Origin of the sequence: Streptomyces sp. NPDC014676 (assembly GCF_043084105.1) — a bacterium.
Classification (GTDB): domain Bacteria; phylum Actinomycetota; class Actinomycetes; order Streptomycetales; family Streptomycetaceae; genus Streptomyces.
In genome coordinates this window covers 341,674-366,109 of the sequence record NZ_JBIBZI010000001.1, presented here as the reverse complement: position 1 = coordinate 366,109, position 24,436 = coordinate 341,674, and the positions used below count along the sequence as shown (strand labels likewise).

The following is a 24,436-nucleotide window of genomic DNA, read 5'->3' as shown; positions in this document are numbered from 1 at the left end:
GATGTCGCAGATGCCTCAGCAGGCCGCTCTGTCGAAATGCCCGAGCTGCGAGGAACCCCTCGAGTCGGGTGATCGTTTCTGCGGTGCGTGCGGATACGACCTCTCCGTGGTCCCCGCACGGCCGCGGGACGAGCCGGCCGCCGTGAACGGCTCGGTGCCGCCGCAGGCCTCGGCGGACCGTGACCGGCCTCAGCCGCCGTCGGCCCCGCCCGCCGCGCCGTCCTGGCCCGCCCCGGGCGGCCCCGCCGTCCCACCGGCGCCCCTGTCCGCCCCGTCGGCCGGCGCCCAGGTACCGCCTCCCCCGGCGCAGGTGACGCCCGTACCCCCGTCCCGCGCCGAAGGCGCCCCTGAGGCACCGGCGCCGGCGGGTGCCGTGCCGCCGCCTCCGTCGGCGAAGACCCCCGCGCCGTCGTCCGGGGTGCGGTTCGACCGGCGTGCGCGGCCGGAGGAGCGGGCCGCGCAGCCCGACGAGTACCCGCTCCAGGCACCGGATCCGCGGGTGGCGGCCGAGCAGGCGGCGCCCGGCGGTGGTGCCACGGTGTGCGTGGCCTGCCGTGCGGGACGGGTCGACGACGACGGCTACTGCGAGAACTGCGGTCACGCCCAGCCACGCGAACGGGACCACATGGAACAGGAAAGCGGACCGGTCGGCGCGGTCAGCGACCGCGGCCTGCGTCACCACCGCAACGAGGACGCCTTCGCCGTGAGCACCACGGCGCTGCCCGACGGCTCCCCCGTCTCCGTGGCGATCGTCTGCGACGGCGTCTCCTCCGCCACCCGCCCCGACGAGGCGTCACTCGCCGCCTCCCGCGCGGCGAACGAGTCCCTGCTCGCGGCCCTGCCGCGCGGCACGCACCCGCAAGCGGCGATGCACGACGCGATCGTCGCCGCCTCCGAGGCGGTCAACGCGCTGGCCGACGAGCCTGCGGCGGCCCGTGAGCACGCCCCGCACCAGAACGCCCCGGCGTGCACCATCGTCGGCGCGGTGGTGACGTCCGGTCTGCTGGTGGTCGGCTGGGTAGGCGACAGCCGCGTCTACTGGATCCCGGCCGACCGCTCCACCCCGGCGGCCCGGCTCACCGAGGACGACTCGTGGGCCGCGCAGATGGTCGCGGCGGGTCTGATGGGCGAGGCCGAGGCGTACGCCGACCAGCGCGCGCACGCGATCACCGGCTGGCTCGGCGCGGACGCCTACGAACTGGAGCCGCACACCGCCTCGTTCAAGCCGGACCGGCCCGGTGTGGTCGTGGTCTGCACGGACGGCCTGTGGAACTACGCGGAGTCGGCCGACGAGATGGCCCGGGCCGTGCCCGCGGACGCGGCCGTACGACCGCTGCACGCCGCCCGGGTCCTGGTCGGTCACGCCCTCGACGGCGGGGGCCACGACAACGTAACAGTGGCCCTCGTGCCGTTCCCGGCCGTCCCGCAGGGGGCAGGATCGGCCTGAGGCCGCTTACGGGACGCCTCGCACGGGGAAGCATCGACGGACCGGAGGGGACCGGTCCGTCATCCGTCGTCGCCCCGCGCCGCCGGGGCAGCCAAGGGGGAGCGAAACAGGCATGGCCAATTTCTCGAAATCGAACGTGCCGCAGTTCTCGGTGGACGTGTACCAGAACGAGTACCTGCCGGAGGGCGGCCGCGAGGTCAACGCCATCGTCACGGTGACCGCGACCGGCGGCGGCACCGTCGGCAGCGCGGTGGCGGCACCCCACCTCTACTCGCCCGGCCAGGGACCGTCGGCGGCCGTGGTCCTCATGGTCGACTGCTCGGGCTCGATGGACTACCCGCCGACCAAGATGCGCAACGCCCGCGACGCGACGGCCGCCGCGATCGACGCCCTGCGCGACGGCGTGCGCTTCGCGGTGGTCGGCGGCACGCACGTGGCCAAGGAGGTGTATCCGGGCGGTGGCGGCCTCGCGGTCGCCGACGCCTCCACCCGTGAGCAGGCCAAGCAGGCGCTGCGGAAGCTGAGCGCGGGCGGCGGCACGGCGATCGGCACCTGGCTGCGGCTGGCCGACCGGCTGCTGGCGCCGGCGGACGTGGCGATCCGGCACGGCATCCTGCTCACCGACGGCCGCAACGAGCACGAGTCGGCGGAGGACCTGAAGGCGGCCCTGGACGCCTGCGCCGGACGGTTCACCTGTGACGCCCGCGGGGTGGGCACCGACTGGGAAGTGAAAGAAGTCACAGCCATCGCCTCCGCCCTCCTCGGCACCGCCGACATCGTCGCCGATCCGGCCGGTCTCGCCGCCGACTTCACGCGGATGATGGAGACGGCGATGGGCAAGGAGGTCGCGGACGTCTCGCTGCGGCTGTGGACCCCGGCCGGTGCGACGGTGAGGTTCGTCAAGCAGGTCGCGCCCACGGTCGAGGAGCTGACCGGCCGCCGTACGGAGGCGGGTCCGCGCGCGGGCGACTACCCGCTGGGTTCCTGGGGTGACGAGTCCCGCGACTACCACGTCTGCGTCGAGGTGCCGCCCGCGGGCATCGGGCAGGAGATGCTGGCGGCCCGGCTGTCGCTGGTGATCCCGCAGTCGTCCGACGGCGGTGTGCGCAACCTCGGGGCGCAGGGTCTGGTCCGGGCCGTGTGGACGGACGACATGGCCGCCTCGACGTCGATCAACCCCCAGGTCGCCCATTACACCGGACAGGAGGAACTGGCGAAAGTCATCCAACAGGGTCTGGATCTGCGCAAAGAGGGGGATATCGACGGAGCGACGGCCAAACTGGGCAGGGCCGTGCAGCTCGCGAGCGCGTCCGGCAACGCGGATACTGCGAAACTGCTTTCGAAGGTGGTGGACGTGGTCGATGCCGCGACGGGTACTGTGCGACTGAAGGCGAAGGTCGAGGAGGCCGACGAGATGACGCTCGAGACTCGGTCGACAAAGACTGTTCGTGTAAAGAAGTGATCCGTAAGTAGTCGAGCCCGACCCCTCGGGGTGGGAGAAACCGGCCGGAACCGGCCGGACAAGGAGAGGGGGAAGCGCCGACATGCCGACCTGCCCGAACGGACACCAGTCGGGTTCCGACGACTGGTGCGAGGTGTGCGGTCACCGCATGGCGGGTGCCGTGCCCCCACCTCCTCCCCCGCCGCCCGCGCCCGGCGGCGGCTACGGCTTCCCGCCGCCGGGCGGTCCCTCCGGCGGTCCCGGTGGCCCCGGCGGTTTCGACGGTCCCGGTGGCGGCCGGACGGAGCTGTGCCCGCAGTGCCGTACGCCGCGTGAGGGCGCGGCGCCGTTCTGCGAGGAGTGCCGGTGGAACTTCCTGACGAACACGGCGACCTCGTACACCCCGGCCGCCCCGCGTCCGCCGGCCCCCGGCCCGGGTCCGGGCGGTCCCTTCCAGCAGCCGCCCGGCGGACCGTCGTACGGCGGCGGTGACGCGTACGACTACCAGAGCTCACGCCCCTCGCAGGTGAACCGTCCCGCCGAACCGATCCCCCCGGGCCCGCCCGGCTTCGGCGGCGACCCCTCACGGCCTGTACCGCCCCCTCCGGGCCCGCCCGGAGGGCCGAACGGTCCCGGTGGCCCCGGCGGCTTCGGTGGTCCCGGCGGACCTGGTGGGCCTAACGGGCCTGGTGGCCCCAGCGGCTTCGGCGGTCCCGACGGACCTGGCGGTCCCGGCAGGCCTGGTGGCCCCAGCGGCTTCGGTGGCCCCGGCGGACCGGGTGGTCCCGGCGGGCCGAACGGTCCCGGCGGTTTCGGTGGCCCGAACGGGCCGGGTGGCCCCGGAGGCCCCGGCGGGCCGAACGGTCCCGGCGGCCCCGGCGGACCGGGTGGTCCCGGCGGTTTCGGTGGCCCGAACGGGCCGGGTGGCCCCGGAGGCCCCGGCGGGCCGAACGGCCCCGGTGCTCCGCAGGCGTTCCAGCCCGGGACGTCGGCCCCGCCCCGGTTCCCGCAGGAGACCGGCCGTCCCCAGCCGGGCGGGCCGTCCTTCGGCGGCGGTGACGACGACTGGGTGATCTCCCCGCCGACCGGCGGACCGGGCGGACCGGGCGGACCGGGCGGACCCGGTCAGCGCGGCGGTTACGGCTACCCGCAGCCCGGCGCGACCCAGGCACCGCCCGGACCCGGCGGCTTCCCGCAGCAGCCCCGTCCCCCGCAGGGCCCGGTGACCTGGACCGCGACCATCGGTCCGGACCGCGAGTACTTCATGGCGATGATGCAGCGCTCCGGCCCCGAGGCCGCGGGCCTGAACCTGCCCGCGTACTCGCCCGAGCAGCAGCGCACGCTCACCGGCAACCAGATCACCATCGGGCGCCGCCGCCACTCCACCGGCGACACCCCCGACATCGATCTGTCGACCCCGCCGGAGGACCCGGGCGTCTCCCACCAGCACGCGGTGCTGGTGCAGCAGCCGGACGGCACATGGGCGGTCGTCGACCAGAACTCGACGAACGGCACGACGGTCAACGGCTCGGACGAGCCGATCCAGCCGTTCGTCCCGGTCCCGCTCCAGGACGGCGACCGGGTCCACGTGGGCGCCTGGACGACGATCACCATCCGCCGGGGCTGAGCCGCGGCCCCGGGGCCCGTCCGGCGGATCACGCCGGGGACGCGGGGTCCGGCACGCCCGTCCGCGGCGTGCCGGACCCCGCTCATCCGGGCCGCGAGGCGCCGCCGGTCCCCTCCGGCCCGACCTCGCCGGACAGGCCCTGAGCAGCGGGTACCGGCCAGGTGTGCGGCCCTCCGGGGTCGTCCAGCCAGGCGCGGTCGCCCCCGGCGTCGACGGTGAGGCCGTAGCGTTCGCGCCGCGGCCTGCCCTCGCGCTCCCAGAGGCCGTACGCCTCCCACGGGTCGAGGGCGCCGGCGGCCAGGGCCAGCAGGAACCGGAACAGATCGCTCCCCCGGGCCGTGGCCGGCAGCCCCTCCAGATCGGGCTGCTCCTGCCACGAGCGGCTCGCGCCGCGCAGCGGGACGAAGTAGGCGGGCGTGTGCAGGAAGCTGCCCTCGGCGTGCCCGGCGTCGCGCACGGTGAGCGCGACCAGGCCGGTGGCGAACGGGGCGAGGATCCGGCCGCCCGGACGGCACTGGGCGAGCCAGGCGCGCGGGACGGACGGCAGGGCGCAGGTCGCGATGATCCGGTCGAAGGGGGCGCGTGCGGGCACCCCGCGCGTGCCGTCGCCGGTGACGACGGCCGGGTGGTGCCCGGCGGCGTCGAGGTGCCGGCGGGCCGACGCGGTGAGGTCCGGGTCGAGGTCGACCGTGGTGACCAGTCCGTCGTCGCCGAGCCGGTGGGCGAGCAGGGCGGCGTTGTACCCGCTGCCGGTGCCGATCTCCAGGACGCTCTGCCCCTCCCGGAGTTCCAGGCCGGCCAGCATCAGCGCCATGAGGGAGGGCTGGCTGCTGGAGGAGAGCGGCTCGCCGTCGCGCAGCAGGATCGCCAGCGGAGTGTCCTCGTAGGCGCCGCGCAGCCACCTCTCGCGCGCCCCGGGGTCGGGGTTCTCGCCCCACCGGCGTTCGTAGCCGCCGACGACGCCCACGTAGTAGGACGGCACGAACAGGTGGCGCGGTACGGCGGCGAACGCCTCCCGCCACACGGGGTCGGCGTCGAAGGCCCCGCTCGCGCCGATCTCCCGCACGAGCGCGGCCCGCAGCTCACGGTCCCGTCCGCCCATGCCTCCACGGTAGGGCGGTCCTGGGCCTCGAGTCCTATGCCGGCGCGTCTGAGACCATGGACGGCGTGACAGAGATTCGGCGCGGCACGCTTCAGGAGCAGACCTTCTACGAGCAGGTCGGCGGGGAGGAGACCTTCCGTCGGCTCGTCCACCGTTTCTACCAGGGGGTGGCCGAGGACCCGCTGCTGAAGCCCATGTATCCCGAGGAGGACCTGGGCCCGGCCGAGGAGCGGCTGACGCTGTTCCTCATGCAGTACTGGGGCGGTCCGACCACCTACAGCGAGAACCGCGGCCACCCGCGTCTGCGGATGCGCCACGTCCCGTTCAAGGTCGACCGGGCGGCGCACGACGCGTGGCTGAAGCACATGCGCGACGCCGTCGACGAACTGGGCCTGCCCGAGGAACACGAACAGACGCTGTGGAAGTACATGACGTACGCGGCGGCATCGATGATCAACTCCCCGGACTAAAAACAACCCCCTCTCGGACAGCCCCTCCGGCGTTTGAGGAGCGGGGGTCCAGGGGGCGGAGCCCCTGGGACGGGAAGGGGCGGCGGGGGCGAAGAAAACCCTCCCTCCCCGATCGCATTCCGGTACCCCGACCCCGATTTCCGATCACAATCCGATCAAACCCACCTCCCGAACGGTTACCCCCACCCCACCCCCTCTGACAACATCACCCGAAGGTCCGGACAACCACGGGGGGGTTGCGGTGACAGCCGCAGGGGGATCGACGAAGCTGGTCCTCGCCCGCGCACGGGCTCACCGGCCGCTCCTCGCCGCCGCCCTGATCACGGTCCTGCTGACCACGGCGGTCCTGGCGACCCTCACGGCCTACTCCGCCTCGATCGGCGACGCGGCCCTGCGCCGGGCCCTCGGGGACCCGCGCACCACCGCCGACACCGCGCTCACCGTCAGGGCCGACGTCCCCGCCGGCCGTCGCGCCGCGGCCGACACCACCGTGCGCGAGGGTGCCCGGAAGGCCTTCGACGGACTGCCGGTGACCCTGCGCACCCTGACCCGTTCCGGCCCGTACTCCCTGCCCGGCTCCCTCCGCGCCCCGGGCGGGCGCGCCGGGACGGACGACCCCGGCCTGACGCACTTCGCGGCGCTGGACCGCACCCAGGTGCGGATCACCGAAGGACGGATGCCCCGGGCCGCCGCCGGAACGACGGTCGAGGCCGCCCTGCCGGAGACCGCGGCCCACGCCCTCTCCCTGGAGCCGGGCGCCCGCCTCACCCTGGCCGACCGGCTGGGCGGACCGCCGGTGCGGGCGCGGATCACCGGGCTGTACCGGCCGGCGGACACCGCCGCGCCCTACTGGCGGCTGGACGACCTGGAGGGCCGCGGGGTCGTCGAGGTCGACTTCACCACGTACGGCCCGCTGCTCGCCCACCCCTCGGTGCTCACCGGAGACCTGGTCAGCGGCGGCACGACGGGCTGGCTGGCGTCGGCCGACTTCTCGGCGGTGGACACGCGGCGGATCGACACGCTGCGCGAGACGGTGCGGCACGGCACCGCCGCCCTGTCCGATGACGAGACGCTGGGCGGCGCCGCGACGGCGACGAGCGCGCTGCCCACCGTGCTGGACCGGGTCGAGCGCTCCCTGCTCGTCTCCCGCTCGACCCTGCTGATCATCGCCCTCCAGCTCGTCCTCCTGGCGGGCTGCGCCCTGCTGCTGGTGGCCCGGCTGCTGAGCGCCGAACGCGCGGCCGAGACCCGGCTGCTGCGGGCCCGCGGCGCCTCCCGCGCCCAGGTGGCCCGGCTCGCCGCCCTGGAGGCGCTGCTGCTGGCCGTGCCGGCGGCGGCCTGTGCCCCGCTGCTCGCGGGACCGCTCACCCGGCTGCTCGCCGGGCAGGGCGCGCCTGCCCGGATCGGGCTGCGCCTGGACGCCTCCGTCGGCGCGGTCGCCGGACGCGGCGCGGTGTGGCTGGTGGCGGCGGGCGTGGCGCTGGGCTGCGCGCTGGCCGTCGCGGTCCCGGCGCTCGTCTCCTCCTTCACCGCCGGCCGTGCCAGGCCGTTGCCGGGCGTGGTGCGCGCGGGCGCGGACGTGGGTCTGCTGGTGGTGGCCGGTGTGGCGTACTGGCGGCTGGCCCGCCGGCCCTCCGGTGCCGTCGGCCGCGACCTCGGCGTCGATCCGCTGCTCGTCGCGGCACCGGCGCTGGCGCTGCTGGCCGGCACGGTGCTGACGTTGCGCCTGCTGCCGCCGGTGGCGCGTCTGGCCGAACGCCGGGCGGCCCGCGGCCGCGGACTGCCGGGGGCGCTGGCGGGCTGGCAGCTCAGCCGCCGTCCGGCGCGCGGTGCGGGCCCGGTGCTGGTGCTGGTGCTCGCCGTGGCGCTGGGCATGCTGGCGATCGGCCAGGGCTCCTCCTGGGAACGCTCGCAGGACGACCAGGCGGACTTCCGGGCCGGCGCCCCGGTGCGGGTGCTCGCCGCCGGGGAGGCCGGGCTGGGCCGCACCCAGGCGTACGCGGCCGTCCCCGGCGTGACCGCGGCCGCTCCGGCGTACCGTACGTCGGTGACGCTGTCCGGCAACCGGACGGCGACCGTGCTGGCGCTGGACACCGCGGACGCGGCCGGGACCGTACTCATGCGCCCCGACCTGGCCTCCGGGGCCGGGTCCGGGGGCACGCTCCTCAACGGTCTGGCGCCGAAGGGCGGGACGGCGGGCGTACGGGTCCCGGCGGGCACCGCACGCCTGGCGCTGACGGTCCGGCTCCGGGGCGCGGCGGCGGGAACGGCGGTCGACGTCAGGGCCACCCTGGAGGACCGCTACGGGACGCCGTACAAGGTCACCTTCGGCCGGCTCCCCGCCGACGGACGCACCCACACGCTCACCCTCGGCCTGTCCGCCGTCGCCGAGGCGCCCCCGGGCGCGCTGACGCTGACCGGACTGCGGCTCGACCTGGAGCAGCCGGTCGGCCGGGCCGAGGAACACCGCCTCACCGTGGCCTCGCTGACCGCCACGGACACCGGTGGCCGGACCCGGCCGCTGGCGCTGCCCGACGGCTCCGCCGACTGGGCCCTGTCCTCGCGGACCGACGGCGGCGACACGGTGTCGTCCCCCGACGCGCGGACCGCCCCGACCCGCCCCCGGCTGACCACCGCCTCCCCGCCGGCCTTCGCCTACGGCACCGGATACGTGCCGCGGGACAGCTCCTGGACGATCCCGTCGCTCACCGTCCTGCTGCGGATACCGCAGCCCGGGACGCCCGAGGTCGCCGGCGTGGCCACCGACCGCTACCTGGCCTCGACGGGCGCCCGCACCGGGCAGCGCGTGGACGTGACGGTCGACGGTTCCACCGTGCCGGTGCGGATCACCAGGTCGGTGCGGGAGCTGCCGTCCGTGCCGGCCGGGGGGACGGGCGACGGCGGGGCCCTGCTGGTGGATCTGCGGTCGGTCAACCGGGTGCTGCAGGCCCGCCGCGGCGAGAGCGTGCCGCCCACCGAGTGGTGGCTGCGGACCGCGCCGGGCGCGTCGGCCGAGGTGGCCTCGGCGCTGCGGGACCGGCCCGACGTCGAGCCGTCCCGGGTGGTGGTGCGGGACGAGATCGCCGACCGGCTGCGCGACGACCCGTTCGGCGCGGGCTCCGGGGCGGCGTTCGCCGCGGTGGCCTTCGCGGCGGCGGCGCTGGCGGCGGTCGGGTTCGCGGTGAGCGCGGCCGGGGCGCTGCGCGAGCGGTCCGCCGAGTTCGCGGTGCTGCGCGCCCTGGGCGCGTCACGCCGGCGGCTGGCCCGGGTGCTGGTCGTCGAGCACGGGGTGCTGGTCGGTCTGGCGCTGGCGGTGGGGGCGCTGCTCGGCGCGGTGCTGGCCCGGGCCGTGATCCCGTTGATCATGCTGACCTCGGAGGCCTCCCGGCCGGTGCCCGAGGTGCTGGTGGAGCTGCCGGCCGGGCGGGTGGCCGCTCTGCTGGCCGCCGTGGCCGCGGCGCCGCTGCTGGTCACGGCCGTCCTGGCGGTGCGCCGCGCGGACCCGGTGACGTCACTGCGGGAACGGGGAGGTGAGTGAGGTGAGCGTGCGGTCCCCGAGGACGGTCGCCCCCTGGGTGCGCACCCGGATACGGTCCGCCCCCGGCGCCGCGCTGGCCCTGGCGCTGCTGGTGGCGGTGACCGCGTTCCTGGCCGCCGCGCTGCCCCGCGCCGTCGACCGGTACGGCGACGCGGGCCTGCACCGGACCCTGCGGTCGGCCGAACCCGACCGCACCACGGTGCTGCTGGCCGACCCGCGGCCCGGCTCCGGCCTGCCCCAGGAGGAACGCGAGGCGGCCGTCCGCGCGGACGCGCTGCGCGCGGACCACTCCGAGATCCTCGCCCTGGCCCCCGGGCTCCTCTCCGTCGACCCGGACCAGTCCGCGTACGGGGTGCGCACCTTCGAGGAACAGGTGATGGACGAGCCCTGGCTACCCCGGCCGGACGGCCTGCCCGCACGGCTCACGTTCGTCGCGCAGAGCGGGCTCGGCGACCACTCCCGCCCGCGCGAGGGCCGGCTGCCCGAGGCCCGGGGCACCGTCACCGCGGCGACGGAGGGCGTCGAGGGCGCCGTCACCGCCGACACGGCCCGGGACCTGCGCATCGAGGTGGGTTCCGTCCTGGACATCCCCGGCGTGGAGCGTGCGCCGCTCAGGATCCGGATCACCGGCATCGTCGAGCCGCGCGAGCCCCGCGGCGCGTACTGGTCGACCGATCCCCTGCTGCGCACCCCGGGCCTGACCCCCCTGCCCGGCGACCCGGACCTGCGGCAGTACTGGCAGGGACGCGTGCTGCTCCCGCCGGACGCCGCACCGGCGCTGCTCGGCACCGCCGCGGTGCCCGTGCGCTACTGGCAGCTGGCCCCGTCCGTCACCGCCCTGCACGGCTACGACGCGGCCCGCCTGAAGTCCGCCGTCGCGGCCCTGGAGTCCGGCCCGGCCCTCCAGCGAGTGCGCACGGCCACCTCGCCCGACGTCACGGCGAGCACCGAACTGGACGACGTGCTCGCCGAGTACACCGGGCTGCGCTCCGCCATCGGTCCGATGGTCTCCGTCGCCGCCTTCGGCACCGGCACGGTCGCCGCCGTGGTCCTGGTCATGGCGGGTTCACTGGCCGCGGACCGGCGCCGCGCCGAGCTGACGCTGCTGCGCGCCCGCGGCGGGTCCCTGCGCGGCGTCGCCGGCCGGCTGCTCGCCGAGACGGCGGTGGTCGCCGTGCCCGCGGCCGCCCTCGGGCTGGCGGCCGCCCTGCTCGCGTTCCCCGGCGCCCGGCCGGAGTACGCCGTGGCCGCCGCGGGCGCCGTCGCCCTCCTCGGCTGCCTGGCCCTGCCCCTGCGGGCCGTCGCCGCACACCGGTCCGTCCGCGTGCACGGCGGCCGTGAGGACATCGTCTCGGCACGCCCGTCGCGGCGCCGCACGGTCGCCGAGGTCACCCTGCTCGCGCTGGCGGTGGGCGCGGTCGTGGCGCTGCGCACCCACGGCACGTCGGACGGGGCGACGGCCTCCGGTGACCCGTTGGTGTCCCTGGCCCCGGTGCTGGTGGGGACGATCGCCGCCTTCGTGCTCGTACGGCTCTACCCGCTGCCGCTGCGCGGGCTGGCCCGGGCGGCACGACGGCTGCGGGGTGCGGTCGGTCACCTGTCCCTGGCCCGCGCGGGCCGCGCCTCCGGCTCCGCGGTGCTGCCCCTGCTGGGGCTGCTGACCGCGCTGACCACCGCCGCCTTCGGCGGGTCCGTGCTCACCGGTGTGGACGACGCCCGGGAACGCGCGGCCGTGCTCACCGTCGGCGCCGACGCCCGCGTCGAGTCGCCCTACCCCCTGCCGTCCGGCCTGACCGACCGGGTCCGCCGCGCCCCCGGCGTACGGGAGGTCACCGCGCTGAGCGTCGCCCGGTTCGCCCGGCCCGGGAACGACACGCGGACGGTCCCGGTGGCCGGCGTCGACCCGGCCGGCTACGCCGCCCTCACCCGGCACACCGGCATCGGCGCCTTCGACCAGGAGGCACTGGAGGCGTCCGGGGCGTCGGAGGCCCTGCCCGCCCTGGCCTCGCCCGAGGTCGCCGGCCGCCACGGCACCCGGCCCTTCCCGGTGCGCATGGAGGACGGCACCTCCGTCACCGTACGGATCGCGCTGGTGCGCGAACGGACCCCCGCGGTCGTCGGCGAGGAGTTCCTGGTCGTGGACCGGTCGGGGCTCTCCGCCCGGTCCGCCCGCCCGACCCTGCTGCTGGCGACCGGCGACCATCCGGACGGGGCCGCGCTGCGGGCGGCGGCGGGCGGCGGGACACCGGTCCTGTTGCGCGCCGAGGAACGCGCCGGCTACGTCGACTCGCCCCTGCAGTCCGGCGCCGAACGCGTCTACACCGCGGCGGTCGCGGCGGGCGCCGGCTACGCCGTGCTCGCGCTGCTGCTGACACTGGTGCGCGCGGCCCCCGAACGGGCGGCGCTGCTCGCCCGGCTGCGCACCATGGGCCTCACCCGCGTCCAGGGGCGCCGTCTGCTCGTCCTCGAGTCCCTCCCCCAGGCACTGCTCGCGGCCCTGGGCGGGGTCCTCACCGCGTGGGCCACCATCCGGCTGCTCGCCCCCGGCATCGACCTGACCGCCGTCGCCCTGCCCGCCACCGCGTCGTCGGCGGGGCGGGCGGCGCTGCGCACGGATCCGGTGTCACTGCTGGTGCCGGCGCTGGCGGTCGTGGTGCTGACCGTCGGGGTCGCGACGGCGCAGGCCTGGTGGACGGGACGCCGCGGGTCCGTACGGGAGCTGAGGGTGGGGGACGCCCGATGAGGCCGGACGATGCGAGGCCCGGGACGGGGGCGTCCGGTGGGACCGGAGGGCGACGGGCGGCCCCGAAGCCCTCACCGCGTACCGGACGTCCGCGACCGACCGACTCCCGCCCCGGAGGCGCCCGATGACCTCGCATCCCACTCCCACCCTCGCCGAGCTGGCCGGCCGCGTCACCGCCGACCGCGACCGCCCGGCCTACGGCCATGACGCGCTCATCACCTGCGACCGCCTGGTCCGTGTCTTCACCGCGGACGGGGTGGAGGTGCAGGCGCTCCAGGGGCTCGATCTCCTGGTGCGGGAGGGCGAGTTGATGGCGCTCGTGGGCGCGTCCGGCAGCGGCAAGTCGACCCTGATGAACATCCTGGCCGGTCTGGACACCCCCACGGCCGGCGCGGCACGCGTGGCCGGCCGTGATCTGCTCACGATGACCGCGAAGGACCGGCTCGCCTACCGCCGTGAGGTCGTCGGCTTCGTCTGGCAGCAGACGTCCCGCAACCTGCTGCCCTATCTGACCTCGGCGCAGAACGTCGCCCTGCCGATGCAGCTCGCCGGATGCCGCGGCGGCCGCTCCCGGTCCGGACGCCGGGCCCGCGCCGAACGCGCGCTGGAACTGCTGGAGCTGCTGGAGGTGGCGGACTGCCGCGACCGCCGCCCGCATCAGATGTCCGGCGGTCAGCAGCAGCGCGTCGCCATCGCCGTGGCCCTCGCCGGCGACCCTTCCGTGCTCCTCGCCGACGAACCCACCGGCGAACTCGACTCCCACACCGCGGAGCAGATCTTCGCCGCGTTCCGCACCGCGAACGAACGGCTCGGCACGACCATCGTGATCGTCACCCACGACCAGGCGGTGGCGAGCGAGGTCCGCCGCACGGTCGCCATCCGGGACGGCCGCACCTCCACCGAGGTGCTGCGGCGCAGCGAGGTCGACGCGGCCACCGGCCACGAGACCGTCGTCGCCCGCGAGTACGCCATGCTCGACCGCGCCGGACGCCTCCAGCTCCCCGCCGAGTACACGAAGGCGCTGGACATGCGTGACCGGGTCGCGCTGGAACTGGAACCCGACCACATCGCCGTCCGCCCGGACGACAGCGCGGCATAGCGCGGACCGGCCTCAGCGCACGCTGAGGCCCAGCGCCCCGAGGCCCGCCCGGCGCACGGCGACCGACCCGTAGGGCGTACGCAGCCGGAGCCAGGACCCCGAGGAGAACAGTCCCTGCTCGCCGCCCCGCAGGAACCCCAGCGACTGGGCGGCGTGCACCGCCCGCACCGGAAGCCCGGTCTCCGCGACCGTGCGGGACCAGATCTCCCGCCCGATCCGGTCGAGCTCCGTCCTGGTGCGCAGCTCGGGCGCCAGTTCCTCCGTGCGGGAACGGAACTCCGCGACCGACGCGGCGACGAGCCCGCTCAGCTCCCGCGGCGCCGGCAGTCCGGGCTCGGCCCGCCAGCCGCCGCGCGGCGGCAGCACCCCGGCCCACGGCGGTCCGGTCACCGCGCCCGGCACGGCGGCCGTGGCGGCGGACTCGTCCACCGACTCCAGCAGCTCACCGGCGGACACGGTCACGTCCAGCGTGACGTCGAGCCCGTTCTCGTACGGCTTCGCGAGCCGTACGGCGCGGACGGCGAGCACCTCGAAGGAGGGCGGCCGGCCGAAGACGGCGAGCGCCGTACCGGCCGCCTGCAACCGCACCGCGGCGGAACGGTCGTAGTGCAGCAGCCGGGAGAGGAAGGCCGCGAGGTCCGCGGCCTCCCTCTCGTCGGCGAGGTGGAGCACCGTCATGCGGCGACGGCCTCCTCCTCTTCACCGGCGGGGTCGTCCGTGTACTCCCGGAGGAACTCGCGCTCCTCCGTGGTGAGCCGGCGCGGACGCTGCGCCTCGAAGTCGAACGGCACGATCACCGTCGACGCGCGGACGTAGACGAGGTCGTCGTCCTTCACCTCGTAGGTGAGGGTGAAGGACGCCGCCCTGATCTCGGTGACCCACAGCTCGATGTCGACCGGGTGGTGCCGGTGGACGAGCTGCCGCTTGTAGTCGATCTCGTGGCGCGCCACCACGGACCCCTGCTTGAAGTCCTTCTCCGGGCGGAACAGGAAGTCGATACGGGCTTCCTCCAGGTAGCGGAGGAACACCACGTTGTTGACGTGGCCGTACGCGTCCATGTCCGCCCAGCGCAGCGGGCAGCGGTAGATGTGCCGCAAGAGATCAGCCCCGGGTCAGCTTCTTGTAGGTGGCGCGGTGCGGGCGCGCGGCGTCCGCACCGAGCCGCTCGACCTTGTTCTTCTCGTACGACTCGAAGTTGCCCTCGAACCAGAACCACTTGGACTCGCCCTCGTAGGCGAGGATGTGGGTGGCGACCCGGTCCAGGAACCACCGGTCGTGGGAGACGACCACGGCGCAGCCGGGGAACTCGAGCAGGGCGTTCTCCAGGCTGGAGAGCGTCTCGACGTCGAGGTCGTTGGTCGGCTCGTCGAGGAGCAGCAGGTTGCCGCCCTGCTTGAGGGTGAGCGCGAGGTTCAGCCGGTTGCGCTCACCGCCGGAGAGCACGCCGGCCGGCTTCTGCTGGTCCGGCCCCTTGAACCCGAACGCGGAGACGTACGCACGGCTCGGCATCTCGACCTGTCCGACGTTGATGTAGTCGAGCTCGTCGGAGACGACCGCCCACAGCGTCTTCTTCGGGTCGATGTTCTCCCGGCTCTGGTCGACGTACGAGATCTTGACGGTCTCGCCGACCTTGATGGACCCGGAGTCGGGCTCCTCGATCCCCTGGATCATCTTGAACAGCGTGGTCTTGCCGGCGCCGTTCGGCCCGATGACCCCGACGATGCCGTTGCGCGGCAGCGTGAAGCTGAGGTCGTCGATGAGCACCTTCTCGCCGAAGGCCTTGCTGAGGTTGTTGACCTCGACGACCACGTTGCCCAGGCGCGGCCCCGGCGGGATCTGGATCTCCTCGAAGTCCAGCTTCCGCATCTTGTCGGCCTCGGCGGCCATCTCCTCGTAGCGGGCCAGACGCGCCTTGGACTTGGCCTGCCGCCCCTTGGCGTTGGACCGCACCCACTCCAGCTCTTCCTTGAGCCGCTTCTGCCGCTTGGCGTCCTTCTGGCCCTCGACCTTGAGGCGGGTGGCCTTGGTCTCCAGGTACTTGGAGTAGTTGCCCTCGTAGCCGTGCAGCCGGCCGCGGTCGACCTCGCAGATCCACCCGGCGACGTTGTCCAGGAAGTACCGGTCGTGGGTGACGGCCACGACGGTGCCCTCGTACTTGGCGAGGTGCTGCTCCAGCCAGTTCACCGACTCGGCGTCGAGGTGGTTGGTGGGCTCGTCGAGGAGCAGCAGGTCGGGCGCCTCCAGCAGCAGCTTGCACAGCGCCACACGGCGCTTCTCGCCACCGGAGAGGTTGGCGACCGGCCAGTCGCCGGGCGGGCAGCCCAGGGCGTCCATGGCCTGCTCCAGCTGGGCGTCGAGGTCCCAGGCGTTGGCGTGGTCGAGCTGCTCCTGCAGCTTGCCCATCTCGTCCATGAGCTCGTCGGTGTACTCGGTCGCCATCTGCTCGGCGATCTCGTTGAACCGGTCGAGCTTGCCCTTGACCTCGGCGACACCCTCCTGGACGTTCTCCAGGACGGTCTTGTCCTCGTTCAGCGGGGGCTCCTGGAGCAGGATGCCCACGGTGTAACCGGGAGTGAGGAAGGCGTCACCGTTCGACGGCTGCTCCAGCCCCGCCATGATCTTCAGGACCGTCGACTTACCAGCGCCGTTCGGACCGACGACACCGATCTTCGCTCCCGGCAGGAAGCTCAGGGTGACGTCGTCGAGGATCACCTTGTCGCCGTGCGCTTTACGCGCCTTGCGCATGGTGTAAATGTACTCAGCCAAGAGAAACCGTCCGGCAGCTTGAAATCAGGCAGTGGGCAGATACACCCCATCTTGCCCGACCGCCACCCCCGGGGGGAAACCCGTATGGTCCGGGGCCTCCGACCTGGGGTTTCGCGGACGGCTACCGCACATCCCCTGTCACCGCCGGTCACCGTCGAATACCCTCGGGCCCTCTCGCACGGCCCGGGGACGGCCCGGATGGACCAGCCCGGGGCATGGCATCCTGCCGCCATGACGGCAGCGGACGCACACGACGGGCTACGGCGCCTGCTCAACGAGTGGGACCCGATCGGCGTCGCCGACTCGGTGGAGGACGAGTACGACTGCCTCATCGCCCCGCTCCTCGACCGGCTCCGGAGCGGCGCCGGCCGAGCGGGTCCGCGTGACTTCCTTCACCACGAACTGACCGGTCATTTCGGCCTGAGCCGGCCCTACGACGTGGACGGACAGGCGGTTCGCCTCGTGGCCTGGTGGACATCGACGCACGTGCGGGAAGGCTGAGGGCGGCCGATCCGCCGCGAACCGACATGGGCACCGCGGCCGGCTCCGCCCGCTACCGAGGAATACGGAATCTCGTAGACGATCTCGCAGAGCGCAGCCGGCACAACGATGTCGGCGGTCTCCACGGGCCGCCCGTATGCCGCCGGGCACCGGGGGTGTCTCAGTCGCCGGAGGGGGCGTTCCCGCGGCGGGTGAGGACCAGGCCCGCTCCGCCGAGGACGACCAGGGCGATCGCGGTGCCGGCGATCCACGGGGTGGCGCTGGAGGAGCCGGTCTCGGCGAGGTTGGTGTCGGTGGGGCCGGTCAGGGGGTTGGGGGCCGGGCCCGTGAGGGTGTGGGTGGTGGTGCCGGTCTCGGCGGCCCGGGTGAGGCAGTCGAGCATGCCGGTGAAGCGCCGCTCGAAGCCGTTCGGGCCCGTGACCGTGAAGTCGTAGGGCCGGTCCTCGCTCAGCGGGACCGTCACCGTGCGGGACTCGCCGCCCGCGACGGTGTGCTCCGCGCCCGCCACTTCGAAGGTGAACGGCTCGTCGTCCTGGTTGGCGACGGTGACGTCCACTCCGCCCTTGGCGCAGTTCTCGCGGACGGACAGCGCGGGTATCGCGCCCTTCAGCGCCCAGGTGGCGCTCGCCGTCGCCGAGACCGTCGACTCGCTGGAGCCGGCCAGGATCTGCGTCTGGCTCCTGCTCTCGGATACGAAGGCACGGCCGACCGGCACCGTCGTCGAGGCCTGCGCGGTCAGCTCGACGGTGCCCGCCGCCGCGTCCTCGGGCACCTCGAAGAAGACCTGGCCGCCGTCGGTGGCGGTGGTGACGGGCTCGCCGTCCTTGTCCACGATCCGTGCCCCGCTCGTGGTGGCGTCCGCCGGCGGGGAGATGGTCACGCTGCGCGCGTCGGTGCGCACCGTCACCGGGCCGAGCCGCTCACCCGGGCGGCCGGAGACCGCCGGCGGGTCCAGGGCCAGCGACGCCTTCGGCTCCCCCTGATCGCGGGCGTTCTTCCGCAGGTAGTCGGCGAGCTGCTCGGCCTGGGGGTCGACGGCGTCCACGGAGACGTCGTCGGAGTACCGCCAGATGGCCACCTGCGTGCCGGCCGCCGCGTCCTGCTCGGTGAGCCGGCCGCGTACGCCGGCCTTCTTCGCGAGTGCCGCGAGGTCGTTGACCTGCGGGTAGGAGTTCCGCAGGATCCAGCTGATCCGGCCGGCGTCCTTGTTGACGCCCAGTGAGGTCCCGCTCCAGGCGGTCTCGTGGTACTTGGCGTCCTTCTGCGTGGGCGTCTGGATGTCGACGCAGTACGTCTGCAGCATGCCGCCGCCCTCGACGGACATCTCGAACAGTCCCGCCGACACCTGCTGGTCCCCGGTGGCGCCGTGGATCACGGCCGCGCCGTAGGTCTTGAGTCCGTCTACGGTCGCGGCCGCCCCGCTGTGGTCCGGCACCGTCTCCTCTTCGGCGGCCGCTCTCCCGGCACCGGCCAGTACGGCCGTGGTGACGAGTCCGGACACCAGCGCCCCTGCGGCGACGCGGGCCGGCCCGCGTCCGCGCGCGGGCCCCGCGGAGAACGAAGCAAACACCGAAATCCTTCCCGGGCGGGACCCGTTGGCATGGGGGGCTGACGGTCCCACCAGCAGAATCACCGGCCCCGGGGGTGCCGGGAGCCATGCCCGGCATCCTAAGGAGGCGGCGATGCGCGCTTGCCGATGATCGCGTCGGAGGAGTGATCCGACTCGGAATCGTTATCGCGGAAGCTGTCGCGAGCAGGGATTATCGACAAATCCACCCGGGATGTTCCGGTACGCATCCGCCGATAAGCCATGGTTCGGTCAGCGTCGGCGCCGAGGTCGAATCGCTGACCTCATGTCACCGTCGCCGGTTCCGGCTGCCGTTGGGGCGTGTTTCCGTCCACGACCACTGAATTTCCCGGTTCGTTCTCCCAGTTGGGTTCGGGGCGCTCCGGCACGGAGGCCTGCTCCGGTCGCTGCGCGCGCCGGAAGGCGGCCGTGCCCCGGGCGAGGTCGTGGCCGATCGACACCGCGTCGATGTCCGCCGACATCCACCCCTGCTGTCCCTCGCGCGTCTCCGTACGCACCTTCAGCCGGCCCTGCACGATCACCGGTTCGCCCACCGACAGCGACGCCGCCGCGTTGGTGGCGAGCTGCCGGTTGGCCCACACCGTGAAGAAGTTGGTGTGTCCGTCCGCCCAGGCGCTCCTCTCCCGGTCCCAGTACCGGGACGTGACCGCGATCCGGAACCTGGCCGCGGGGCCGGTCGCCGTCTCCCGGTACACCGGCCGCGTCGCCACGTTGCCCACCACGCACACCATCGTCTCGTTCATCGTGTCTCCCTCCCTCGCCCGGACCCGCCGGCCGCGCACGGCGGCACCGGCGCCGGGCTGATACGCGTACGGGCCCGTCCCGTACGGCTGCCGTCCGGCAGGGCGACCGCGGACCGTCCCGCGATCGCCGCGAAGCCAGACTGCCTCCGCCGGGCCGGGCCCGCTGAGCGCTGTGGACCACCGCCGGCCTGTGGACATCCCCGCCACTCGAAGGAGGCGCTCCACCTCAGCCCCGGCCGCCCCCCGCCCCCGCCCCCGTTCCCACGACCCGCCCGTACTGCTCCCGTACCTCCTGGTACCGCAGCAACTCCGCCGCCACCGGATCCAGGACGCGGGCCCGGCCGCACCCCGAGGCCGCCTCCCGCAGCCGTCTCTCCGCCTCCTGCCCGTACCGCCGGGCGGGCCCCCGGGCCGCCATGCGGCAGCCCCACTCGACGAGCGGGCCGCCGACGATGCCGATCGCCATCAGCAGCACCGGCACCCCCAGGTTCGGCGCCATGACCCCGATGATCTGCGCCAGCAGCCACAGCCCACCGACGAACTGGAGGACCGTCATCGACACCTGGACGAGCACGGCCAGGGGCCACCACCCGGGCCGCGGCGGCCTCCCCGGCGGCAGTCCCGCGCGTACGGCCAGCTCGTCCAGCGCCTCCGGCAGGCCCTGGGAGCCGCGTACGGCCGCCTCCCGCACGGCCAGCGCCCACGGCGCCGGCAGTCCGGTCGAGGCGCGGTCGGCCACCGTGCGCACCGCCTGTTCCACACGCTGCCGGGCCGTGGCCTCCTCCTCGGGTTGACCGCGCAGGGCGATCCGGCCGGTGGACGGCTCGCCCCGCTCCTGGCACCAGCGCCACAGCCGCAGCCAGGGCGTGCCGCACGCGCGGTTCGCGTTGCGCAGCCAGGCGCGTTCGGCCGCCTCGCCCGTGGCGGTGGCCCCCACGGCGTCCGCGAGCCGGTCGGCGAACTCCTCGCGCGCCTCCTCGCTCAGCCCGGTGCGCCGCCGGGTGGCGTAGACGGGCCGCAGCCGGGCCGCAGCGACGTCCACGTCCGCGGAGATCCGCCGGGCCGGGGCGCCGCGTTCGGCGACGAACCGGGCGAGCGATTCGCGCAGTTCGCCGACCCCGTCCCCGGTGAGCGCGGACAGCGCCAGCACGGTCGTGCCGGGTTCGCCGTACTCCCCCAGGACGATGCCGTCCTCGTCGAGCAGCCGCCGCAGATCGTCCAGGACCTGCTCGGCGGCCTCCCCCGGCAGCCGGTCGGTCTGGTTGAGGACGACGAACATGACCTCCGCGTGGGCCGCCATGGGCCGCAGATAGCGCTCGTGCAGCACGGCGTCGGCGTACTTCTCGGGGTCGACGACCCAGATGACCGCGTCGACCAGGCCCAGGACGCGGTCCACCTGCTCACGGTGCTGCACGGCCGCCGAGTCGTGGTCGGGCAGGTCGACCAGGACCAGCCCGCGCAGCCGTTCGTCGGCGTCCGCGGTCGCCTGGAGGGGGCGCCGCCTGAGCCTGGGCGGGATGCCGAGGCGTTCGATGAGGCCGGCCGCGCCGTCGCTCCAGCTGCACGCGATGGGTGCGGCGGTGGTCGGCCGCCGTACGCCGGTCTCCGAGACGGGCACTCCGGCCAGCGCGTTGAAGAGCTGCGACTTGCCGCTGCCGGTGGCGCCCGCGATGGCGACGACGGTGTGCTGTCCGGAGAGCCGGCGCCGCGCGGTGGACTCCTCGATGACCCGGCCCGCCTGTGCGAGGGTCCGGTTGTCGAGCCGGGCGCGGGAGAGCCCCACCAGCTCGCGCAGCGCGTCGAGCCGCGTCCGCAGCCACGGGTCGTGGGCGAGCGGGGTCACGGCCTGCGGCACGGCTGTGCGGGCCGCGGCCGCCCCGCCCTGCTCCTCGTCGGCGCTCCCGTTCACCCGGCGCGCGATCAGCCCGTCGTCCCAGGGGCTCGTGGTGTCCGTACGGGGTGGTGCTCCGGCGTCGCGGTCGGAGTGCTCAGGGGGTTCGGGGTGCTCGGGGTGCTCGGTGTGGTCCTGGTCAGTGACGGCGGTCACCGGTCACCTCTCCTTCTGCAGTACGGACAACGCGGCGATGAGTTCGGCCTGGGGCTCCGCGTGCACCTCGAGCGCGTCGAGCGGGGCGAGCCGGCGTTCGCGTTCGGCGTGCATGACACGGTCCACGTACGCGACGAGCAGCCGTCCGCCCCGGTCGCGCAGCCGCAGTGCGCCGTGCGCGCCGATCCGCTCGGCGAGCCCCTCCCCGGCGGTCCGCGCCCGGCGGCCGCCCAGCAGTGCCGTGGCGACCAGCGCGGCAACCGTCTCGGGGTCGGGCGCGGCGCTTCGGTCCAGCTCCCGCACCTCGTCCTCGGCGTACTCCTCGAGCTCGCGCCGCCAGCGTCGTACGGCCAGTCCGATGCGGTGCTCGGCACTCTCGGGCGCGGCACCGCGCCCGGCGAGCTCGGGGGCGTCCGCCGCGGGCTCGCGCCGCCAGGCGTCGTCGACGCGCTCGTCGGCGGCGGCGACGGCGCACAGCAGCAGCGCGCTCAGGCTCTCCACCAGGGTGTCGAGGAGTTCGCCCGGGGTGCAGTCCAGGGGGAAGGCGCGCCACCGTCTGAGCGCGTCGCCGGCGAGTACGGCCCCGGCCTGCAGCCGGCTCCGTACGCGCGCGTGCTCGCTGTCGTACGCCCCGTCGACGGCGGCGGTGAGCCGCAGCGCGGCCGCGTACTGCGCGGCGGCGGCACCGGCCAGTTCGGGCATGCGGGTGTCGAGGGAGCCGAGGACGCCGTACGCGGTACGGGCCATCACGTACTGCCGGGCGGCGGGATCCAGCGTCTGGTGGACCAGCCAGGTCCGCAGCGCGGCCACGGCGGTGGCGGGCAGCAGTCCGCCGCCCCAGGCCGACTCGGGCAGTTCGGGCACGGTGAAGCGCGGTACGTGGCCGAGCCCGGCCTTGGTGAGCAGGGCGCCGTACTGCCGGGACACCTCCGCGACGACCTGGTGGGGTACCCGGTCCAGGACGGTCACCAGGGTGACGTCGTACTCCTTGGCGGTGCGCAGCATGTGCCAGGGCACGGCGTCGGCGTAGCGGGCGGCGGTGGTGACCATGATCCAGATGTCCGCGGCGCTGATGAGTTCGGCGGCGAGGACCCGGTTGTCGGCGACGAGGCTGTCGACGTCGGGCGCGTCCAGGAGGGCGAGGCCGGGCGGCAGGGTGTCGGCGGTCTCGACGCGCAGCACCCGCGCGGGGTCCTCGCCGGGCAGGAGCAGGTCGTCCGCGGGGTCCCGGTGGTGGGGCACCCACACGCGCGTGAGGTCGGGCAGCACCCGCATCCCGCTGAACCAGTGGTGATCCTCCGGATGGCAGACGAGCACCGGTGTCCGGGTCGTGGGCCGCAGGACGCCCGCCTCACTCACCCGGCGGCCCACCAGGGAGTTCACCAGGGTGGACTTCCCGGCTCCGGTGGATCCTCCGACGACGGCCAGCAGGGGTGCTTCGGGGTCTCTCAGCCGGGGCACCAGATAGTCGTCGAGCTGCGCGAGCAGTTCGTCGCGGTTGGCACGCGCGCGTGCGGCCCCCGCCAGGGGCAGCGGGAAGCGTGCGGCGGCGACACGGTCGCGCAGGGCGGAGAGTGCGTCGAGCAGCTGGGGCCGTACGTCCAAGGTCACCACATGCGAAGAATGCCCAATTTTGGGGGAATTCTGAAGCATATGAGTATGCCTGCGCGCCGACAGGACACAAGGGACGGAAGGGACGACCGCGACGCATGCGCGCCCCAGGCATAACGAGTGCACAACACCCGGTGGCGCGAGGGACCAAAAGCGGTGCACGATTCGTACCTGCCTGCGATTATCAGGACCGCTTCACCGAACCTCCACATCGAGCCACGGAGGCGAGGCAACAGGGACAAGGATGCGGGAGCCCTATCCTTGTCTCCGGCGACGTCACGGACAGGCCCGAACCCGGGCATCACGACGACAGGCCACCACACCGGCCCCCGTAGCTCAGTGGATAGAGCAGGCGCCTTCTAAGCGCTTGGCCGCAGGTTCGAGTCCTGCCGGGGGCGCAAGTCTCTGCCCTCCCGTCGGGGAGGGATTTTCGCTGGTCAGGCTCGGTGTCAGCCGCCACGGCGAAGCCCCGGACGCTCTCTTGACGATCAAGGGCGGGCTCCGGGGCCGTCCGGATGTCACCGGGTTTTCGCGGGTGGCCGTGCCGCACACGTGCCGCAGTTCCCGGCCGGAGGACCAGCCGGCACCGGGCGCCTCCGGCAGGTCCCCCGCGGCTTCGAGCCGCCGTCTCAGGTCCGGCAACCGCCCGTCGACCACAAGAACACGACCCGCGACGACGCGGCCCCTGGCGTCCAGGCCGTTCGTACAGTGGTGGGCCGGGCCAGCTCCCCATGAAGCATCGACAAGGTGTCCTCATGCGGCGTGCAGACGCGATCTTCCTTACCCGCCCTTGTGCCTTCGGCCACGAACGGTTGAGCAACAGCCGCCTAGGCTCGGGCCATGACGCCTATGGACGCAGAGCTCGCGCACGACCTGGCCCCCACCGGAGTGCTGCGCGCCTCCATCAACCTCGGCAACCCAGTCCTTGCTCAGGGCACCCCCGACGAGCCGTCCGGGGTCACTGTCGAGCTTGCCCGCGAGGTTGCCGCACGTCTGGCTCTGCCGGTGCGGTTCATCTGCTTCGACGCGGCCCGCAAGTCGTACGCCGCGATGGCCGAGGGCCACGCCGACCTGTGTTTCCTGGCCGTGGATCCGGACCGCGAGAAGGACGTCGCATTCAGCACGCCGTACGTGCACATCGAGGGGGTGTACGCGGCACCGGTGAACTCGGCGTTCGTCTCTGCCGACGACGTGGACCGGGACGGGGTGCGCATCGGCGTCAAGAAAGGGTCCGCGTACGACCTCCACCTGAGCCGCACCCTGCGTCACGCCACCGTGGTGCGCGGCGACGAGGGGGTCGACGTCTTCCACGCCGAGGGCCTGGACGTGGCGGCCGGTATCCGTCAACCGCTGACCGCGCACGTTTCCCAGCGGGCCGAACTGCGCCTTCTGGAACCCGCGTTCATGACGATCCGGCAGGCCATGGGTACCACGAAGGAGCGGCGTCCGAAGACCGCACAGTTCCTCAGTGAACTCGTGACCGAGCTGGTGACGTCAGGATTCGTCGCCGAGGCGCTGCGCCACTCCGGCCAGGACCCGACACTGACTGCCCCCACCGCGGTTCGACGCGGGCCTGGACGTCGACAGCGCCTCCGTGACGGCTGAACAGGGGGCGTGCCCCGAGGGGCCGACTCTCGCCGGGGAGCGCGGGAGGCAGGCGCCTGCGCCCCCTACGCGCCCGATGAAGCGGAACGGAGCGGGGAACAACGGGGA

General features: G+C 74.3%; 17 protein-coding genes, 1 tRNA gene and 1 pseudogene. 10 read left to right on the top strand and 9 right to left on the bottom strand.

All coding sequences use genetic code 11. The annotated features are described in order from the left end of the window. Position 1: 1 nt before the first annotated feature. The 3 genes from ACF1DX_RS01660 to ACF1DX_RS01650 all read left to right on the top strand — a co-directional run bounded on the left by ACF1DX_RS01660 (position 2) and on the right by ACF1DX_RS01650 (position 4,515). Entirely contained in the window at positions 2-1,447 is a 1,446-nt protein-coding gene (locus ACF1DX_RS01660) for a protein phosphatase 2C domain-containing protein (RefSeq protein ID WP_391789249.1), read from the top strand. 112 nt (positions 1,448-1,559) lie between these two features. Beyond that, the gene (locus ACF1DX_RS01655) at positions 1,560-2,909 is read left to right on the top strand and encodes a VWA domain-containing protein (RefSeq protein WP_391789248.1); all 1,350 of its coding nucleotides are present in this window, start codon (positions 1,560-1,562) and stop codon (positions 2,907-2,909) included. A gap of 82 nt (positions 2,910-2,991) precedes the next feature. Next, positions 2,992-4,515, top strand: a complete 1,524-nt coding sequence (locus ACF1DX_RS01650; protein ID WP_391789247.1) for an FHA domain-containing protein — start codon at positions 2,992-2,994, stop codon at positions 4,513-4,515. 82 nt (positions 4,516-4,597) lie between these two features. Here ACF1DX_RS01650 and ACF1DX_RS01645 read toward each other — a convergent pair whose 3' ends face one another. Further along, positions 4,598-5,617, bottom strand: coding sequence for a methyltransferase domain-containing protein (locus ACF1DX_RS01645; protein WP_391789246.1), 1,020 nt, complete (start codon positions 5,615-5,617; stop codon positions 4,598-4,600). Between the two features lie 56 nt (positions 5,618-5,673). Between ACF1DX_RS01645 and ACF1DX_RS01640 the strand changes: the two genes are divergently transcribed. From ACF1DX_RS01640 to ACF1DX_RS01625, 4 genes are all read left to right on the top strand, one after another. Further along, the gene (locus tag ACF1DX_RS01640) at positions 5,674-6,087 is read left to right on the top strand and encodes a globin (RefSeq protein ID WP_030858022.1); all 414 of its coding nucleotides are present in this window, start codon (positions 5,674-5,676) and stop codon (positions 6,085-6,087) included. Between the two features lie 241 nt (positions 6,088-6,328). Next, entirely contained in the window at positions 6,329-9,625 is a 3,297-nt protein-coding gene (locus ACF1DX_RS01635) for an FtsX-like permease family protein (RefSeq protein ID WP_391789245.1), read from the top strand. 1 nt (position 9,626) lies between these two features. Continuing rightward, entirely contained in the window at positions 9,627-12,368 is a 2,742-nt protein-coding gene (locus tag ACF1DX_RS01630; protein ID WP_391789244.1) for an FtsX-like permease family protein, read from the top strand. Between the two features lie 124 nt (positions 12,369-12,492). Further along, a complete protein-coding gene (locus ACF1DX_RS01625; RefSeq protein ID WP_391789243.1) occupies positions 12,493-13,467 on the top strand; it encodes an ABC transporter ATP-binding protein in 975 nt (324 codons plus the stop codon). A 12-nt stretch (positions 13,468-13,479) separates the two neighbouring features. Here ACF1DX_RS01625 and ACF1DX_RS01620 read toward each other — a convergent pair whose 3' ends face one another. Genes ACF1DX_RS01620 through ettA form a run of 3 tightly spaced genes read right to left on the bottom strand, consistent with a single transcriptional unit; the run spans position 13,480 to position 16,233 of the window. Next, positions 13,480-14,145, bottom strand: coding sequence for a hypothetical protein (locus ACF1DX_RS01620; protein WP_391789242.1), 666 nt, complete (start codon positions 14,143-14,145; stop codon positions 13,480-13,482). After that, on the bottom strand, positions 14,142-14,564 hold the full coding sequence (locus ACF1DX_RS01615; RefSeq protein ID WP_391789241.1) for an acyl-CoA thioesterase: 423 nt from the start codon (positions 14,562-14,564) through the stop codon (positions 14,142-14,144). The genes ACF1DX_RS01620 and ACF1DX_RS01615 overlap by 4 nt, the downstream gene beginning before the upstream one ends. Before the next feature lie 4 nt (positions 14,565-14,568). Beyond that, complete coding sequence (gene ettA, locus ACF1DX_RS01610; RefSeq protein ID WP_391789240.1) at positions 14,569-16,233, bottom strand: energy-dependent translational throttle protein EttA; 1,665 nt, start codon at positions 16,231-16,233, stop codon at positions 14,569-14,571. A gap of 231 nt (positions 16,234-16,464) precedes the next feature. On the opposite strand from ettA, the gene ACF1DX_RS01605 reads away from it, so the two are divergent. After that, the gene (locus ACF1DX_RS01605) at positions 16,465-16,734 is read left to right on the top strand and encodes a hypothetical protein (protein WP_391789239.1); all 270 of its coding nucleotides are present in this window, start codon (positions 16,465-16,467) and stop codon (positions 16,732-16,734) included. On the opposite strand, the pseudogene ACF1DX_RS01600 reads toward ACF1DX_RS01605, so the two are convergent. The 5 genes and pseudogenes from ACF1DX_RS01600 to ACF1DX_RS01580 form a co-directional block, all read right to left on the bottom strand. After that, positions 16,665-16,868: pseudogene (locus ACF1DX_RS01600) on the bottom strand (hypothetical protein); the annotation flags it as partial. The gene ACF1DX_RS01605 and the pseudogene ACF1DX_RS01600 sit on opposite strands and share 70 nt — an antisense overlap. Positions 16,869-16,894: 26 nt before the next feature. Continuing rightward, positions 16,895-18,304 (bottom strand): Cys-Gln thioester bond-forming surface protein, encoded by a 1,410-nt coding sequence (locus ACF1DX_RS01595; RefSeq protein WP_391789238.1) that lies wholly within the window; start codon positions 18,302-18,304, stop codon positions 16,895-16,897. A gap of 281 nt (positions 18,305-18,585) precedes the next feature. After that, complete coding sequence (locus tag ACF1DX_RS01590; RefSeq protein ID WP_391789237.1) at positions 18,586-19,065, bottom strand: single-stranded DNA-binding protein; 480 nt, start codon at positions 19,063-19,065, stop codon at positions 18,586-18,588. A gap of 226 nt (positions 19,066-19,291) precedes the next feature. Further along, positions 19,292-21,112 (bottom strand): GTPase, encoded by a 1,821-nt coding sequence (locus ACF1DX_RS01585; protein ID WP_391789236.1) that lies wholly within the window; start codon positions 21,110-21,112, stop codon positions 19,292-19,294. Between the two features lie 3 nt (positions 21,113-21,115). Continuing rightward, a complete protein-coding gene (locus ACF1DX_RS01580) occupies positions 21,116-22,726 on the bottom strand; it encodes a dynamin family protein (protein ID WP_391789235.1) in 1,611 nt (536 codons plus the stop codon). Positions 22,727-23,048: 322 nt separating this feature from the next. Here ACF1DX_RS01580 and ACF1DX_RS01575 point away from each other — a divergent pair. Both ACF1DX_RS01575 and ACF1DX_RS01570 read left to right on the top strand, forming a co-directional pair. After that, positions 23,049-23,121 (top strand) — tRNA-Arg (locus tag ACF1DX_RS01575). A gap of 442 nt (positions 23,122-23,563) precedes the next feature. Next, complete coding sequence (locus tag ACF1DX_RS01570; RefSeq protein ID WP_391789234.1) at positions 23,564-24,328, top strand: transporter substrate-binding domain-containing protein; 765 nt, start codon at positions 23,564-23,566, stop codon at positions 24,326-24,328. The last annotated feature ends 108 nt before the right edge of the window (positions 24,329-24,436 follow it).

Coding starts and splice junctions, on each gene's coding strand:
- ACF1DX_RS01660 (WP_391789249.1), top strand. CDS start 2: ATGTCGCAGATGCCTCAGCAGGCCGCTCTGTCGAAATGCCCGAGCTGC.
- ACF1DX_RS01655 (WP_391789248.1), top strand. CDS start 1,560: ATGGCCAATTTCTCGAAATCGAACGTGCCGCAGTTCTCGGTGGACGTG.
- ACF1DX_RS01650 (WP_391789247.1), top strand. CDS start 2,992: ATGCCGACCTGCCCGAACGGACACCAGTCGGGTTCCGACGACTGGTGC.
- ACF1DX_RS01645 (WP_391789246.1), bottom strand. CDS start 5,617: ATGGGCGGACGGGACCGTGAGCTGCGGGCCGCGCTCGTGCGGGAGATC.
- ACF1DX_RS01640 (WP_030858022.1), top strand. CDS start 5,674: ATGGACGGCGTGACAGAGATTCGGCGCGGCACGCTTCAGGAGCAGACC.
- ACF1DX_RS01625 (WP_391789243.1), top strand. CDS start 12,493: ATGACCTCGCATCCCACTCCCACCCTCGCCGAGCTGGCCGGCCGCGTC.
- ACF1DX_RS01620 (WP_391789242.1), bottom strand. CDS start 14,145: ATGACGGTGCTCCACCTCGCCGACGAGAGGGAGGCCGCGGACCTCGCG.
- ACF1DX_RS01605 (WP_391789239.1), top strand. CDS start 16,465: ATGACGGCAGCGGACGCACACGACGGGCTACGGCGCCTGCTCAACGAG.
- ACF1DX_RS01590 (WP_391789237.1), bottom strand. CDS start 19,065: ATGAACGAGACGATGGTGTGCGTGGTGGGCAACGTGGCGACGCGGCCG.
- ACF1DX_RS01570 (WP_391789234.1), top strand. CDS start 23,564: ATGACGCCTATGGACGCAGAGCTCGCGCACGACCTGGCCCCCACCGGA.